The following is a 15,002-nucleotide window of genomic DNA, read 5'->3' on the forward strand; positions in this document are numbered from 1 at the left end:
CCATTCCCGCCATGACAGGGCCCCATTTCTTCTGTTAATCAACGGTGATGGACAGTATTCGCATCCGGGGCAGCCGCCCCTTGAACGGCACCATCGCCATCGGGGGGGCAAAGAACGCGGCCCTGCCCTTGATGGCCGTCTCCCTGTTGACCGAGGACCCGATCGAGTTCACCAACATGCCCACCCTCGCCGATCTGGCGACCATGGGCAGTCTGTTGGGTGAACTGGGCGTCGAATTGACGCGTACGGTCGACGACACCAGCAACGAACCCGTGGTGCGCCTGCAGGCGCGCAAGATCACCGCGACGGAAGCCCCCTACGACCTGGTGCGCAAGATGCGGGCTTCGGTCGTCGTCATGGGCCCGCTGCTGGCCCGCGCCGGAAAGGCCCGCGTGTCCATGCCGGGCGGTTGCGCCATCGGCACCCGGCCCGTGGACCTGCACCTGAAGGCGCTAGAGGCCCTGGGCGCCGAGATCGAGCTGAAGGAAGGCTACATCCAGGCGACCGCGCCGAACGGTCTGAGCGGCGGGCATATCCTGTTTCCCAAGGTTTCCGTCGGGGCGACGGAAAACGCCCTGATGGCCGCAACCCTGGCGAAGGGCGACACGGTGATTGCCAACGCGGCGCGCGAGCCCGAAATCACGGATTTGGCCAATTGCCTGACGGAAATGGGGGCGAAGATCACTGGTATCGGTACGGACACCCTGCGGATCACCGGCGTGGACCAGCTGTCCGGGACCCGCCACCGGGTCCTGCCCGACCGGATCGAAACCGGCACCTATGCCGCCGCCGCCGCCATCACCGGGGGTGAGCTGACCCTGACCAACACCCGCGCCGACCTGATCGAAAGCGTGATCGACCTTCTGGAACGCGCCGGGGTCGAGGTGACGGAAACCAAGGATGGGCTCAAGGTCAATCGCGCCAATTGCGAACTGCGCGGCGTCGACAGCATGACCGAACCCTATCCCGGCTTTCCCACCGATATGCAGGCCCAGATCATGGCCATGATGACCGTGGCCACCGGGGCCGCCATGATCACGGAAACCATTTTCGAAAACCGCTTCATGCATGTGCCTGAACTGTGCCGCATGGGCGCCGACATCAACGTGCACGGAGCATCCGCCATCGTGCGGGGCGTCAAGAAATTGTCGGGGGCGCCCGTCATGGCGACGGACCTGCGGGCGTCGGTGTCGCTGGTCTTGGCGGGATTGGCGGCGGAGGGTGAAACCCAGGTCAACCGGGTCTATCACCTGGATCGCGGGTATGAGCGGCTGGAGGAAAAGCTGGCCGCCTGCGGCGCCGACATCGCCCGGGTGGCGGGGGTCTAAGGCTTTTAGTATCCTTCCCGGAAAATCGGGAGGATACGCCATGGTGAAGGTCCTGAGTCCAGAGGCCCTGCGACAATTCAAGGATGACGGCTATTACACGCCCGTCGACGTGTTGTCGGCGGCGGAGGCACATGATCTGCGTGCGAGGATCGAAGCCTTCGAGGCGTCCCAAGGCGCGCCCCTCAACGGCCTGCAGCGCAACAAGACACATCTTCTGTTCAAATGGCTGGACGATCTGGTCCATGACGCGCGTATCGTCGACATGATGGAGGACATCCTGGGGCCCGACATCCTGTGTTGGAACACCCTCAGCTGGACCAAGGAAGCCGGTTCCGGGCAATACGTTTCCTGGCATCAGGATTCCAACTACTGGGGTTTGGCCGGTGGTGAAGTGGTGACGGCCTGGCTGGCGCTGTCGGAAGCGAGCGAGCAAGCGGGCTGTATGCGCGTCCTGCCCGGCACCCATCTGGGCCCGCCTTTGAAGCACGAAGATCTCTACCACGAGAACAACATGCTGACCCGTGGCCAGGAGATCACCCAGGGCATCGACGAGAGCAAGGCGGTGGCCATGCCGCTCAGGCCCGGACAGATGTCTCTCCACAATATCCGCTTGGCTCATGCCTCCGGCCCGAACCTGTCCGGGGATCGGCGGATCGGCATTTCGTTCCATTACATGCCGGCCAAGGCCATGCAGAGTGTCGGGCAGTGGGATTCCGCCGCCCTGGTACGCGGCCGGGACAACTTCAACCATTTCGAACACACGCCCCGGGTCAAGGCGGACATGGACCCGGAAACCGTCGCCTATCACGCCCGCGCGGCCGAAGCCGTGCGCCAGGTGCTGTACCACGGCGCGGATCAGATGACCGGCAAGCTGTAGGGCAATCTGTCGGAATAAGGGGGAGCGGTCGGGGCTCAGCCGTCGTTGGGCGACAGGTCCTGCAACACCCAGGTGCCGGCCGCCGTGCGCGCCGCAGCCAGTTCGTACACCGGAATGGTGATCAGGAAAGTAACGCCCGCGTGCGGCAGGTTTTCAAAGCTGATCTTGCCTTTGTGGCGTTCCAGGATGGATTGCGCCGCCTGCAGGGTGATGGCGGCACCTTCGCGGTCCGGATCGATGGCCGATGGGTCGATGCCGTAGGCATCGAACAGCCGTTTGCCGATGCGCGACGAGATATGCGGCCCGGCGTCGGTGATGCGCACGATCAGGCTCAGGCGGTCGCCCATGACCTCGACCAAGATGCGCCCGCCCTTGGGGCTGCGCGAAACGGCGTTCAGCAGAACTTCGACCAGGGCCTTGATCAGACGGTCGGACTGCCCCTTGACGATGCGCCGAGCGACCATGCCGGGGGCGAAGTGGATGCGGATGCCGCGTGCGGTGCCCGGGGGGGAGATGCTTTCGATCACCGTTTCCAGCATGTCGATCAGGTTGATCGGCTCCCAATTGGTGATCAGCGCATTGCGCTGCATGGCGTTGGCCCGCTCCAGATCTGCGATCAGGGTATAAACGCCGTTCACGCTGCGGACCGCATCGTCGATCAGAAGCCGCGCCTCATTGTCATTCAGATTGGCGATCTGCGAACGCAGGATGCCCAGCTTGTCCCGCATGTTGCCGGCGGTTTCCGTTAGGTCCTGGATGGTGCGCTGATACAGCTCGGTCTTGGCGTCGTTCGCCAGTTCGGCATTCTCCCGCGCCAGGGCGGCCTCGTCGCGGGCGATCTCCATGGCATGGGCATGGGCGCGCAAAACCCGCCGCGTGACCGTGCGTTGGCTGCGCAGGACCGTCTGCAATATCCACAAGGCATAAGCCATGCCGGCAAGGGCGCAGACCACGATGGCGGCCAGGATATTGCCCAGGCTCCATTCTTCGAACCGGTGCACGAAGGTGTGAATGCCGCCGAACAGGTCATAATGGATCGTGGCGCCTGCCAGGATGGCGGCCGCACAGCCGGTCAATACCGCGTTCCCCACGCGGCGGCGGATGGGCGTTCGCATTGCTTTCCATCCATGTCCTCAGGGTCCCCGCGCTAGGCGCGTGAACCGTTTCCCCATGGTTAGAGTGTGCGGGGGCGGCCTGCCTGTAAGTGATATCCATCACAGGAAACCGGGCGGCTGCGGTAGCCTGTTGAAATTCCACCGCGAATCCCTGGAACGCCGGGAATACCTGGGTTAGGCTGACGGCCCGACCGTGATGCAGGCTGTCTCCCGTGACCGATAAAATCCGATACTTCGACGCCGCCGGTCAGCGCCTGGAGTATGCTTGGTGGGGCGGGCCGCCGGCGTCTGGGGAGATGGCGCTCGTGTTTCTGCACGAAGGCCTCGGCTGCGTCGACATGTGGCGCGATGTGCCCGAAACCCTTGCTGGTCTGACCGGATTGCCCGCCTTGGCATATTCGCGGGCGGGCTACGGACGGTCTGAGGGCATCACCTTGCCGCGGACCGTCGATTACCACGCGCCGGAGGCGTATGAGGTTCTTCCTGCCGTGTTGGACGCCGCCGGTATTGAGGCGGCAGTGCTGATCGGCCATTCCGACGGCGGCACCATTGCCTTGATGGCGGCGGGCCGTGATGTGCGCATCCGCGGGGTGGTTACCATGGCGGCCCATGTGTTCAACGAGGATGTGACGATCCGTGGCATTCAGGATGCGCGTGCGTCCTGGCAGGAAACAGATCTGCGGGATCGGCTTCGCCGCTATCACGGCGACAACGTGGATGGGGCCTTTTTCGGCTGGAACGACACCTGGCTGACCGACGGTTTCCGCGCCTGGAACGTGGAGGACTGTTTGCCGTCGGTAACCTGCCCCGTGCTGGTGGTTCAGGGTGCAAATGACCAATACGGAACGGAAGCACAGGTTTCCGCCATCACCGACGGCATTTCCGGACCGGCCGAGCATCTGGTCATTACCGGCTGCGGCCACAGCCCGCACTTGGAAGCACCGGACATTCTGTTCCCGGAGGCCGCCCGTTTCATCGCCAATCTGACGTGAAACGGGCAACCGGCCCGGTTCCGGGAATGGCCAAACGAAACGCCCCAAAATAAGGTGACGCCGTTGGCGGGAGGTTACCCCGCTTTCGGTTCTTGTGCCGGTGTCGGTACTTGCCGGGTGGTGTCGGTCAGGCGACCGAATGGTGAAATGCCTGCTTTGGCCATTTCCTGGCGCGCGCGGCAGTTGAAGGCGTGCCAGATGATTTTGGCGGCCACCGCGCAAACGACGGGCCCGGCCAAGACCGCCAATTCGTTGTTCATGCCGATCCGTATCAGACTGTCGACCTCCAGGCCGATGGCGACGAGGATGGCTGTCCCGACGGTGACGGCCAGCAAGGTGTCGATGTTATCGCGCTTCAACCAGGCGGCACGATTGGCGTATTGCATGAGAAGGACGGTGGCTTGAACCAGAGCCAGTGATGCGATCATGGCGATGGTTTCCAGTGCAAATGAAAAGATCGGGGACATGGTGATTCTCTCATACATCGTGATCGCATGACGATGGGCGGACCGGCCACTGTTTAGGCGCGGCGCCGCGACTTAGCGCGGGCCGTTTCCGGATGATTGCGCTGGACCATCGCCACAGGCGATGACCCATGACACGGTCGCTTCTCGTCATGCTGAGGGCGGCCTAAGCGGCCGCCGGCTGTAAGGGGGCGTTATGCGGCGTATGCCGCAGGAAGGTCAGACGCCTTGCGGCGGCGCGCGTGACTGAAACCCGTCTGTCGGCGAACGCCGGTGTGTTCGCCGGCTGATGGCCGCTACCACAGGGGCGCGGCTGTCCGTCAGCGCAATGGCCGGCACTGTGGCGGAAAGCGCTTGGGGGCCATCCAGATCGGCCAGTGATTGCGGGGGCTGGGCGGTTGTTGCGAGGTTACCCAGCGCACGGCGAAGCAGGGCCTCGCGTTTTTCCCTGACGTTCAGGTCCGGGGTTCCCGGCAGGGACAGGGGGGCGCTGGTCTGGACGGTCCCGCCGTTCCAGGGTGCGGCATTTGCAACCGCCGACAACCATAAAATAACCGCCGCGAAACAAAGGCCCGCCACTAGGAAGTCCTGTGTGGCCCGGAATGTCGATGACCTGGACATGACGGTAATCTACCATGTCTTTGTTCCCGCGGGGAACGGCGCTTTTCGTGCCGCTGGCGGCGGAGGGTGATCGTCCGTCCTGATGGGTTCGAACAAGCGAGAACCGGGGATTTCCGGGGTTTGTTTCCTGGCATCCTGGCGCGAATGGCATTATGTATGCGCCGCAACAACCCGATTGACCGCGACGGAAAACGATCATGAACGCCAATGAAAAGCTCGTCCTGGCCCTGCCCAAAGGGCGCATCCTTGAAGAAGTGATGCCGCTGGTCCGTCATGCGGGGATTGAGCCGGAACCAGCCTTTGATGACAGCAAAAGCCGCCAACTCCGCTTCACCACCAATGTGCCGGAATTGGACATCATCCGGGTGCGCTCATTCGACGTCGCGACCTTCGTCGCCTTTGGCGCCGCCCACCTGGGCGTTGCCGGTAATGATGTGCTGATGGAATTCGATTATTCGGAAATCTACGCGCCCGTGGATCTGGGCATCGGGTATTGCCGCTTAGCCGTGGCGGAACCGGCGGAAATGGTTAAAAGCGACGATCCCCAGCAGTGGTCGTCGATCCGCGTCGCCACCAAATATCCTACCCTGACGCGCCGTCACTTTGCCCGGCGCGGCGTCCATGCCGAATGCATCAAATTGAACGGCGCCATGGAACTGGCACCGACCCTGGGCCTGTGCCGGCGTATCGTCGACTTGGTCTCGACCGGGGCGACGATGAAGGCCAACGGCTTGGTCGAAGTTGAAACCATCGCCGAAATCACCTCGCGGCTGGCGGTCAATCGTGCCGCTTGGAAAACCCGGCCCAAGGAAATCGGCGGCTGGGTCACCAAGTTCAAGGAGGCCGTCGATGCCCTTGCGGCTTGATTCCCGAGATCCCGGTTTCGAAGACGCGTTCAAGGACCTTCTGGGCGCCAAGCGCGAGAGCGAAGCCGATGTGAACGACGTCGTCACGGCCATCCTGGCCGACGTGCGGGCGCGCGGTGATGCGGCTGTTCTGGACTATACCAAGCGGTTCGACCGCTTCGATCTGACCGTCGGAACCATGGCGATCACGCCCGAAGAAGTGGACGCCGCGCGCGGCCAGTGCACCCCGGAAACGCTGTCGGCCCTGGCCACGGCGGCCGGGCGCATCCGCGCGTTCCATGAAAAGCAATTGCCCGAAGACCTGGACTTCACGGATGCCGCGGGTCTTCGCCTGGGCTACCGCTGGCAGGCGGTCGAAGCGGCGGGCCTTTACGTGCCCGGCGGCACCGCAGCCTATCCGTCGTCCGTGCTGATGAACGCGATCCCGGCCAAGGTCGCGGGCGTGGATCGACTGGTTATGGTCGTACCGACGCCGGATGGTGTGCTCAACCCCTTGGTCCTGGCGGCGGCGGCGATCGCCGGCGTCGATGAAATCTACCGCATCGGCGGGGCACAGGCCGTGGGGGCGCTGGCCTACGGCACCGAGACGATCCGCCCGGTCGACAAGATCGTCGGCCCCGGCAACGCCTATGTGGCGGCGGCCAAGCGCCTGGTGTTCGGAACCGTCGGCATCGATATGATCGCGGGGCCGTCGGAAATTTTGGTGTTGGCCGACGGGGCCAACGATCCTACCTGGATCGCTGCCGATTTGTTGAGCCAGGCCGAACACGACACCGCCGCCCAGGCCATCCTGATCACTGATGATGCGTCCTTCGCCGACGCCGTCGAGCACGCCGTCGAAGGCCATCTGAAAACCCTGCCGCGCACGGGCACGGCCGGGGAAAGCTGGGCGACTTACGGCGCCATCATCACCGTGCCGGACCTGGCGGGCGCCATTCCCCTGGTCGACCGCATCGCGCCGGAACATCTGGAAATCGCCACCGATAACGCCGATGCCCTGGGCCGCAAGGTGCGCAACGCGGGCGCCATCTTCATGGGCCGTTACGTGCCGGAAGCCATCGGTGATTATATCGCCGGGCCCAACCATGTGCTGCCGACGTCGCGCAGTGCGCGGTTTTCGTCGGGCCTTGGGGTGCTGGATTTCATGAAGCGATCGTCCTTGATCGAATGCGATGCCGAGGGCCTGCGCGCTATCGGTCCCGAAGCCGTGGCCTTGGCCCGGGCCGAAGGCCTGGACGCCCACGCGCTTTCCATTTCCATCCGCCTGAACACGCCGGCGGGGGACTAGGCCGGAGCAGCCGATCATGAGTGGCGACACGCATCGCATTGTCCACATCGAACTGGATGAAAAAAGCGTCGTCAGCCGCAGTCCGCAGGTCGACCATGAACGCAAGGTCGCGATCTACGACCTGCTTGAAGAAAACAACTTCCACCCGCTAGAGATCGATCACGACGGACCTTATGCCCTGCGCCTGTCGATCCAGGACAACCGCCTTGTCTTCGATGTGGATGATGAGGGTGGTACCCATCTGGTCAAGATCTCCCTGCCGATCAGCGTCATGAAGCGCATCGTGCGTGACTATTTCATGATCTGTGACAGCTATTTCAAGGCAATCAAGACCATGTCGCCGAACCAGATCGAAGCCATCGACATGGGCCGCCGGGGGTTGCACAACGAAGGGGCTGAAATTCTGCGCATGCGGCTTGAAGACCGAGTCGAAATGAACCTGCGCACGGCCCGACGGCTGTTCACGCTGGTCTGCGTGCTTCATATCAAGGCTTAGGGGGACGGCGAATTTGGCTGACCTTCCCTCTGCGGTCCTGTTCTCCTGCACCATGAATTCCATCCGCTCTCCCATGGCGGAGGGCATCCTGAAGTTTCTCCACGGTCATCGGATTTATGTCGACAGTGCAGGGGCCCGCGAAGGACAGATCGATGGCTTCACCATCGCGGTTATGGACGAGATCGGCATCGACATGTCGAAACACAGGTCGAAGACCTTCGACGACCTGGAAGACGACTTCTTCGATCTGGTCATCACCCTGTCGCCCGAAGCCCAACACAAAGCCATGGAACTGACGCGAATCATGGCTTGCGACGTTGAGTTCTGGAACACCTTCGACCCGTCGATTATCGAGACCGACAATCGTGAGGAAAAGTTGCAGGCCTACCGCATGGTGCGCGACCAACTGATGGATCGTATCAAGGCACGGTTTCCCGTACATGCGGTCGTCGATACGTAAGGAATCAGGCCGGGAAGGGCGGGTTTCAAATGGCCCCAAGGCCCGCCGCCGGGTCGGACAGGGTGTCGAACATTTCCGTCCAATGTCCGGCGTTGGAGCGCCAGTCGGCGAAGGAAATGACGCCCGATACGGTCCGCCCGTCGTTGGCAAGCGGTAAGCGCAAGGTTTCCTGAAATTTGGAAGTCTGGGCAAAACCCGGGCGGATATCGTGAACGAAGGCCTTGGGTTTCGCGGTGTCGGCGACGGTCCGGTATTCGTCGTTGATCATGCGCCCGTAATCAGCCGGTGCGTGATCTCGGGGGGAGCGGCCGGTGTAATCGTAACCCTTCACATCGATATGGCCTGTGCCCCAATATCGGTAACGGAATTCCCCATCCTTGGTCAGATCGACGACGCTGATGAACGGGATGGCCGCGTGCGGGTAGCGCAGCATGTCGGTAACCCGCCAGGGCGGCCCCATGGCGTCGCCGCGTAGCGCGTCCCATACGGCGAGGACGTCCGCGAACAAGGGGTTACGCAGATCCTCAATGGTGACCTCGCGCTGAAAAAAGCGGTATGCCGACTCGGATGCGGTATTCATGACCCCTCCCCCAAGGCATCCCAAAAACACACAAATTCACCTCGGCGCGTGTCGTATATCACCGCGCCGATCCATGAATCAGCATGCACTTTAATGGTTAAAAGTGATTTGATTGTATGCACTGTTGCCGCAGGAGAATGTGACGGTTGTCACGCGGGTGGTGAAATACGGACTCCAGGCTCGCTCTGGCGGGTTGCTACGGTAAAATGGCCTGAAGAGGGCCGATCGGCACTCGGAGAATGAAATAAGGAGACTGGATGTCGCGCTCATACCGGGCCTTTCGGTCCAAAACCGTGCTCATGGCGAGCGTGTTCTTGCCCCTAGCGGTTGGAGGGGCTCCCGTGGCGGCCCTGGCGCAGGCCGGGGATCTGTTCGACGGCTTGGCGGCGCAGCCGGTGACGCTGATGGACGCCGGGATCAAGCGCGTACGCGCCGGCGCGCAGACGGCGGCAGCCCGTCTGACGACGGCGGTCGGACCACCGGCCCAGTACAGGGTTACTTTTGATAACGCCTTGCGCCGTCTCAATGTCCGGTTCGACGTCGCGGTCGCGCCGGAAAAGGTCAACGAGGGGTTCTGCTGGGCGCGGCGCGGTATCGCGATCCGCGAGATGTTCGGCGTCGGCGCAATCCGCTATTCCCTGAAACTGTCCGACGAAGAACGGGTCAAGCGCCGACTGGGCGTGATGTTTTCGCGCGAACCTGAAACCACGGAGCGCGAAATCGTGGCCCTGGGGCAACGCCTGGCGGAATCCACTTACGTCGAGTTGAACCTGCTGACGCCGGCCAGTGATGCGTCCACGGCCTGCCGCGCCGTCGTCCACCGCCTGGAATGGCGGTAGCCGGCGGACGCGTCAAACCCAGGCCGAAGCGGCAGATTCCGGGATTAGCGGAACAGCAGCCCGTAGAGATACAGGGCGAACGGTGACACGACACCACCGACCACGATGACCATGAACAGGGCAAATCCCGTAATGTCATCGGCGCGTTGCCAGAACGACCGGGCGTCGGGGGCAGGGACGTTCTGCGGCATGCCGGAAGGGGCCGGAGATGGGATGGAGGGCTGCGTCAACATGGCGTTTGCCTTTCTGAAAAGGGGCCATACGTGGGAGGGCGGTTTGGCCGATTGATTGCGATAGAACGAATTCGGTAGACCTAGGCGCAGGCTGGAAAGTTCAAGAAACGCTGCCTGGAGAGGCGTTTTGCCGATGGTGCGGCGCTCGGGAACGGGGGGTGCGTCAGTGCCGGCCTTATGCGAGGGGCAGGGCTTTTAAGCCTGTCGTCGACCGCTCCCGGTCCCGATGACGCCCTCCCAGGCGCGTTCCTGCAGGGGCGGGCAGACGCCCGTCCCCGCATTCCTCGATCAGTTGGTGCGGATGGAAATCTTGCCGCCGCGGATCACGGCGACCTGGTCGCCCTGCACGCTGACGGCTTCGTCACCCAGCACGAGTTTGCATTTTTCGCAGAGGTTCGGGATGGTTTCGCCGGCGGCGATGTTGACCATTTCGGAGCCTTCGGAATCGGAAACCGTGAGCTGAATTTCGGTTTCCTGTTCATTGGTCACGTCCACGGCCTTGGCCGGTGCCGCAAGAGCAAGCGCGATCGCGGCGGCGCCAATGAAGGGCAGAACTTTCATGTATTCCTCCAAAAAGGGGTATCTGTCCATGATTGGACGAGGCAACTTTCGGAGAAAATCAGCCATTTCTCAAACGAAATAAAATTATGGTTTATATCAAAATTATCGATGTATAATTCATGCAGGATCACCCCCGGATTTCCTTCGGAAACGCCCCATGGACATCAATCTTGCGCGTACCTTTCTTGCCATTTGCGAGGTCGGAAATTTCGTCAAGGCGTCGGAACGCCTCTATGTCACGCAGTCGACCGTAAGTACCCGGGTCAAGCTGCTGGAAGACCTGTTGGGGCAGCCGCTGTTCGTGCGCACCAAGGCGGGGGCGTCGTTGACGGCGGCGGGCGCGCAGTTCCGCCCGTTCGCGGAAAAGCTGCTGCAGACCTGGGAGCAGGCACGCCACAATGTCGGTCTGCCGACGGAATATTCCGCCCTTCTGACCGTCGGTGCCGAATTCACCCTGTGGGAACGCATGATGGTGAGTTGGATGTCCTGGGTCCGCCAGGCCCTGCCCGAGGTCGCCCTGCGCGCCGAGGTCGGCACCTCCGACACCTTGATGAGTCAAGTCGTCGAAGGCTTCATCGATCTCGCGGTCAGCTATACGCCGCAGCACCGTTCGGGCTTGGTGGTCGAGAAACTGGCCCAGGACAGCCTGGTTCTGGTCTCGACGGAGCCGACGACCCGCGGTCCCTGGGACGCCAGTTACGTGTTCGTCGACTGGGGTGCGGAATTCCGCATGGAACATTTGGATGCTTTCCCTGATCTGGCGGCCCCGGCGCTGGCGGTCAGCTACGGGCCGCTTGCCCAACAGCACATCCTGCGCGCCGGTGGGTCGGCCTACTTGCCGCTGCGCGCCGTGCGTCCGCGCCTGGAGGAAGGTGTGTTTCACCTGGTCGAAGAGGCCCCCGTTTTCCGCCGGCCGATCTTCATTGTGCATTTGGAAGGGGTCGATAATCCGCTGTTTCAGACGGCTGTCGAGGGCCTGCGCAGCGCCGCCCGCGACGAAGCCGGCGACGATGGCGACATCTGATTGGGCACCCGGATTGGGGTGATATCGGCAAATCCCCGCAATCCCTTGATTTTTACCCGGCTAGACGTCATGTTCTGGGGCGTTTCGGCCAAATTATTGGAGTGCTAATGGCGAAAGAAGACGTTTTGGAGTTTACGGGCACGGTGACGGAACTGCTGCCCAACGCCATGTTCCGGGTCAAACTGGACAACGAACACGAAATCCTCGCCCATACGGCGGGCAAAATGCGCAAGCACCGGATCCGGGTGCTTGCTGGCGATCGCGTCAATGTTGAGATGACGCCATACGATCTGACCAAGGGCCGGATCACCTTTCGTTTCAAATAAAGTTTGGCGGACATGCCCATGGCTGGCCGCTTGATTCTCGCCTCGGCGTCGCCCAGGCGGCTGGATCTGCTGTCCCAGGTCGGGATCGCGCCCGCCGCTGTGGTGCCCGCCGACATCGACGAGACGCCGCGCGCGGGCGAGGCGCCGCGTGCGTTGGCGCGCCGTCTGGCCGGGGAAAAGGCCGCCGCCGTGGCGCGCGCCCATCCGGGCGATTTCGTCCTGGGCGCGGACACGGTCGTCGCCTGTGGCCGTCGCTCGCTGCCCAAGCCCGCCGACGAAGCGGAAGCCCGGCGCTGCCTGGACCTGTTGTCCGGGCGCCGGCATCGGGTCATCGGCGGCGTCGCCCTGGTTTGCCCCGGGGGGCGGGTTGTGGTCCGCGATTCGGTGACGGCCGTGCAGTTCAAGCGCCTCAGCCGGGCCGAGGTGGATATGTATCTCGCCTCCGGCGAATGGCGGGACAAGGCCGGCGGCTACGCCATTCAGGGACTTGCCGCGCTGTTCGTCACGGCGATCAACGGTGATTACAACAATGTGGTCGGCTTGCCGCTCGCCCTTACGGCGGCGCTGCTGACCGGCGCCGGGGCATGGTCCCCGGCGGGGAAAGGATAGCCATGCGCGCCGACACGATCCTGATCAATGCCGGGCCGGGCGAGATGCGCGTGGCGCTACTCGCCAAGGGCACGGTGGTCCAGGTTCTGTTCGAACGGGACAGCGACGAAGGCGTCGAAGGGGCGGTGTTCGTCGGTCGCGTGACCGCCATCAACCGCGACCTCAACGCCGCCTTCGTCGATATCGACGGCGACGATCCCGGGTTCCTCGCCGCCGGTGACGCCCGGCAGTCGGGCGACCAGCGCATCAAATCCATCACCGAAGCCGTTGGCGAAGGGGACAAGGTCCTGGTCCAGGCCGACCGCGAAGCCATGGACGGCAAGGGCCCACGCCTGACCTGCCGTTTGGCGCTGACCGGCCGCTTCGTGACCCTGCACCTGGGCGGCGAGGGCATGAAGTTTTCCCGCTTTCTCGCCCCGGCCGAACGCAAGGAACTGGAAATACTTGAGGAAATCCTACCCGGCGATTGCGGACTGACCTTCACCCCCGCCGCCGGCGGGGCCGATATTTCCCAAATCTCCGCCGACCTGGACCGCTTGCTGGCCCTGCGCGACGACGTCGATGCCGCCTTCGAGGATACGGTCAAGGCGCCGGAAGCCCTGTTGGCGCCGCCCGATGCCATCGAACGCGCCCTGACCCTGGCCGGGCCGCGCTGCCGCGTTATTTCCGACGATCCGGAGGCCCTGCGCCTGGTCCGGGAACTGGCCCCCGGCGTAAAGGCCGAGGCCTGGTCCGGCACGGCGCCGCTGTTCGAGGAATTCGGTGTCGAGGAAGCCCTCGACGGTGTGCTGTCGCCGGTGGTGCCCCTGCCCTCAGGCGGCCGGGTGATCATCAGCGAAACCCCGGCGCTCACGGCCATTGACGTCGACACCGGCCAGACCAAGGGCGGGCCGCTTGGTTCCGGCTCGCCTCAGCGCCTGGCGGCCAAGGCCAACCGCGAGGCCGTGACCGCCATCGCCCGCGAACTGCGCCTGCGCAACCTGGCGGGACAGATCGTCATCGATTTCCTGGCCATGAAGGGCAAGAAGGAACGCCTGGAAGTGCTCGCCCAATTGCGCAGCGCGCTTGCCGGCGATCCGGTCGAATGCCATGTCCTGGGCTACACGGGGTTGGGTTTGGTGGAATTGACGCGCCGCCGCCGCGGCCCGTCCCTGACCCGCCTGCTGGCCCGCCCGGGGGGGCTGACGGCCGACCCCACGGCGGCGGGTCTCGCGGCGCTGCGCCGCGCCATCGCGGTGCGGGGGGCGGTGATCCGCATCGCCTGCGCCGCCGACGTGGCCGATGCGCTGGCCGGGCCGCTCAAGGATGCGCTGGACGATGCCAATGCCCGGACCGGCGGGGCAATCCGGGTGGAACGCGACGGCGCTCTCGGCCCCGGCCGGTTCGAGGTTACGGAGGGCTAACGCCATGAGCGAGACGACGGGCGCCAAGGTCGTGCCCCTGAAGCGCAAACCCTGCCCGATCTGCAAGAAGCCGCCAGTCACCGAATTCCTGCCGTTCTGCTCCAAACGCTGTGCCGATATCGACCTCGGCCAATGGCTCGGCGGCGGCTACCGCATTCCGACCAACGAAGGGCCCGAGGATCTGGATGCCGAAGGCGAGTATACCGAGGATTAAACCCTGCGCCCGGCGGCCTGGCGGCGGGGACGCAAGGCCGGAAATACTTGGAAATCCGCGTGAAAATTCCCCACGCACCCGCGCTGGACAGGGCCTCTGATTTCTTCTATAAGCCACGTCTTGCCAACGGGCGGTGGCCTTTCAGGCCGTCGCCGACGCACGGTTTGCCCAGGTAGCTCAGTTGGTAGAGCATCGCACTGAAAATGCGGGTGTCGGTGGTTCAAATCCGCCCCTGGGCACCATTCCCCCCTCAATATATTGATTTATCATTGCGTTTTCGGCGCAGGGCCTCTCCGCGTGCCGCCCGTTATGGGCGCGGGACACGGATAGAACGCCACCTCTGCGCGGTCCGCTAAGGTTAGCGGATCACGCGAGGCGTCATCGTTGGCAAGGTGGTGAGGTTCAGGCCGCCTTGGCCAAGTCGTCGAACAGCTGCGCGTTCGGGCAGAACCAATGATAGTCCTGCGCCCCGTCCAGGCCGGCCAGCCAGGAAAAGCAGGCGTCGGCGTTTTCGCAGGTTCGGCAGCGCGCATTGGCCAGCCGCATGCGTTCTTGCGGCACATGGGCGTCGTTGATGTTGAGGGTTTTCAACGCTTCCACCAGAAGGGGGGATCGGGCGGCCGCGTCGCTTTCAAGAAGATGAACCATGATGATGCTCCTCATCGTTCAGGGTGGTCACTGGGGCCACCCTAGCGACTTGGCATCG

Annotated in this window: 19 protein-coding genes and 1 tRNA gene; 14 read left to right on the plus strand and 6 right to left on the minus strand. The window is 63.4% G+C overall.

The genetic code is table 11. The features are described 5' to 3' along the window. Positions 1-47 precede the first annotated feature (47 nt). Both murA and KFF05_04805 read left to right on the plus strand, forming a co-directional pair. A complete protein-coding gene (gene murA / locus KFF05_04800) occupies positions 48-1,328 on the plus strand; it encodes a UDP-N-acetylglucosamine 1-carboxyvinyltransferase (GenBank protein UTW52686.1) in 1,281 nt (426 codons plus the stop codon). Positions 1,329-1,368: 40 nt separating this feature from the next. Continuing rightward, positions 1,369-2,205, plus strand: a complete 837-nt coding sequence (locus KFF05_04805; GenBank protein ID UTW52687.1) for a phytanoyl-CoA dioxygenase family protein — start codon at positions 1,369-1,371, stop codon at positions 2,203-2,205. Positions 2,206-2,240: 35 nt separating this feature from the next. Here KFF05_04805 and KFF05_04810 read toward each other — a convergent pair whose 3' ends face one another. Then, a complete protein-coding gene (locus KFF05_04810) occupies positions 2,241-3,320 on the minus strand; it encodes a HAMP domain-containing histidine kinase (protein ID UTW52688.1) in 1,080 nt (359 codons plus the stop codon). Positions 3,321-3,616: 296 nt separating this feature from the next. Here KFF05_04810 and KFF05_04815 point away from each other — a divergent pair, with 296 nt between their 5' ends. Beyond that, complete coding sequence (locus tag KFF05_04815; GenBank protein ID UTW53589.1) at positions 3,617-4,312, plus strand: alpha/beta hydrolase; 696 nt, start codon at positions 3,617-3,619, stop codon at positions 4,310-4,312. Between the two features lie 74 nt (positions 4,313-4,386). Here KFF05_04815 and KFF05_04820 read toward each other — a convergent pair whose 3' ends face one another. Next, the gene (locus KFF05_04820) at positions 4,387-4,779 is read right to left on the minus strand and encodes a hypothetical protein (GenBank protein UTW52689.1); all 393 of its coding nucleotides are present in this window, start codon (positions 4,777-4,779) and stop codon (positions 4,387-4,389) included. Between the two features lie 815 nt (positions 4,780-5,594). On the opposite strand from KFF05_04820, the gene KFF05_04825 reads away from it, so the two are divergent. The 4 genes from KFF05_04825 to KFF05_04840 are packed head-to-tail and all read left to right on the plus strand — an operon-like array spanning position 5,595 to position 8,507. Beyond that, positions 5,595-6,263: an ATP phosphoribosyltransferase gene (locus tag KFF05_04825; protein ID UTW52690.1), complete on the plus strand. Its 669-nt coding sequence runs from the start codon at positions 5,595-5,597 to the stop codon at positions 6,261-6,263. Then, the gene (hisD, locus tag KFF05_04830) at positions 6,247-7,551 is read left to right on the plus strand and encodes a histidinol dehydrogenase (GenBank protein UTW52691.1); all 1,305 of its coding nucleotides are present in this window, start codon (positions 6,247-6,249) and stop codon (positions 7,549-7,551) included. Before KFF05_04825 ends, hisD begins: the two co-directional genes overlap by 17 nt. A gap of 16 nt (positions 7,552-7,567) precedes the next feature. Next, positions 7,568-8,047 carry a UPF0262 family protein gene (locus tag KFF05_04835; protein UTW52692.1) on the plus strand — a complete coding sequence of 160 codons (480 nt, stop codon included), beginning with the start codon at positions 7,568-7,570 and terminating at the stop codon, positions 8,045-8,047. A 13-nt stretch (positions 8,048-8,060) separates the two neighbouring features. Next, on the plus strand, positions 8,061-8,507 hold the full coding sequence (locus KFF05_04840) for a low molecular weight phosphatase family protein (protein UTW52693.1): 447 nt from the start codon (positions 8,061-8,063) through the stop codon (positions 8,505-8,507). A gap of 25 nt (positions 8,508-8,532) precedes the next feature. On the opposite strand, the gene KFF05_04845 is transcribed toward KFF05_04840, so the two are convergent. Next, entirely contained in the window at positions 8,533-9,087 is a 555-nt protein-coding gene (locus tag KFF05_04845) for a hypothetical protein (GenBank protein ID UTW52694.1), read from the minus strand. A gap of 341 nt (positions 9,088-9,428) precedes the next feature. Between KFF05_04845 and KFF05_04850 the strand changes: the two genes are divergently transcribed. After that, positions 9,429-9,926: a hypothetical protein gene (locus KFF05_04850; protein UTW52695.1), complete on the plus strand. Its 498-nt coding sequence runs from the start codon at positions 9,429-9,431 to the stop codon at positions 9,924-9,926. Between the two features lie 44 nt (positions 9,927-9,970). Here the strand turns inward: KFF05_04850 and KFF05_04855 are convergent, their stop codons facing one another. Together KFF05_04855 and KFF05_04860 are read right to left on the minus strand one after the other, a co-directional pair. Continuing rightward, a complete protein-coding gene (locus KFF05_04855) occupies positions 9,971-10,159 on the minus strand; it encodes a hypothetical protein (GenBank protein UTW52696.1) in 189 nt (62 codons plus the stop codon). A 288-nt stretch (positions 10,160-10,447) separates the two neighbouring features. After that, a complete protein-coding gene (locus KFF05_04860; GenBank protein UTW52697.1) occupies positions 10,448-10,720 on the minus strand; it encodes a hypothetical protein in 273 nt (90 codons plus the stop codon). A gap of 157 nt (positions 10,721-10,877) precedes the next feature. Between KFF05_04860 and KFF05_04865 the strand changes: the two genes are divergently transcribed. The 6 genes from KFF05_04865 to KFF05_04890 all read left to right on the plus strand — a co-directional run bounded on the left by KFF05_04865 (position 10,878) and on the right by KFF05_04890 (position 14,538). Then, positions 10,878-11,744, plus strand: coding sequence for a LysR family transcriptional regulator (locus KFF05_04865; protein ID UTW52698.1), 867 nt, complete (start codon positions 10,878-10,880; stop codon positions 11,742-11,744). Between the two features lie 107 nt (positions 11,745-11,851). Beyond that, complete coding sequence (infA, locus tag KFF05_04870; protein ID UTW52699.1) at positions 11,852-12,070, plus strand: translation initiation factor IF-1; 219 nt, start codon at positions 11,852-11,854, stop codon at positions 12,068-12,070. A gap of 12 nt (positions 12,071-12,082) precedes the next feature. Next, positions 12,083-12,679: a septum formation protein Maf gene (maf, locus tag KFF05_04875; protein UTW52700.1), complete on the plus strand. Its 597-nt coding sequence runs from the start codon at positions 12,083-12,085 to the stop codon at positions 12,677-12,679. Positions 12,680-12,681: 2 nt separating this feature from the next. After that, positions 12,682-14,082, plus strand: coding sequence for a ribonuclease E/G (locus tag KFF05_04880; GenBank protein UTW52701.1), 1,401 nt, complete (start codon positions 12,682-12,684; stop codon positions 14,080-14,082). Between the two features lie 4 nt (positions 14,083-14,086). Next, on the plus strand, positions 14,087-14,296 hold the full coding sequence (yacG, locus tag KFF05_04885) for a DNA gyrase inhibitor YacG (GenBank protein ID UTW52702.1): 210 nt from the start codon (positions 14,087-14,089) through the stop codon (positions 14,294-14,296). A 166-nt stretch (positions 14,297-14,462) separates the two neighbouring features. Then, positions 14,463-14,538 (plus strand) — tRNA-Phe (locus KFF05_04890). A 160-nt stretch (positions 14,539-14,698) separates the two neighbouring features. Here KFF05_04890 and KFF05_04895 read toward each other — a convergent pair. Continuing rightward, positions 14,699-14,944: a hypothetical protein gene (locus KFF05_04895; protein UTW52703.1), complete on the minus strand. Its 246-nt coding sequence runs from the start codon at positions 14,942-14,944 to the stop codon at positions 14,699-14,701. Between the last annotated feature and the right edge of the window lie 58 nt (positions 14,945-15,002).

Source organism: bacterium SCSIO 12827, assembly GCA_024397995.1.
GTDB lineage: Bacteria > Pseudomonadota > Alphaproteobacteria > Rhodospirillales > Casp-alpha2 > UBA1479.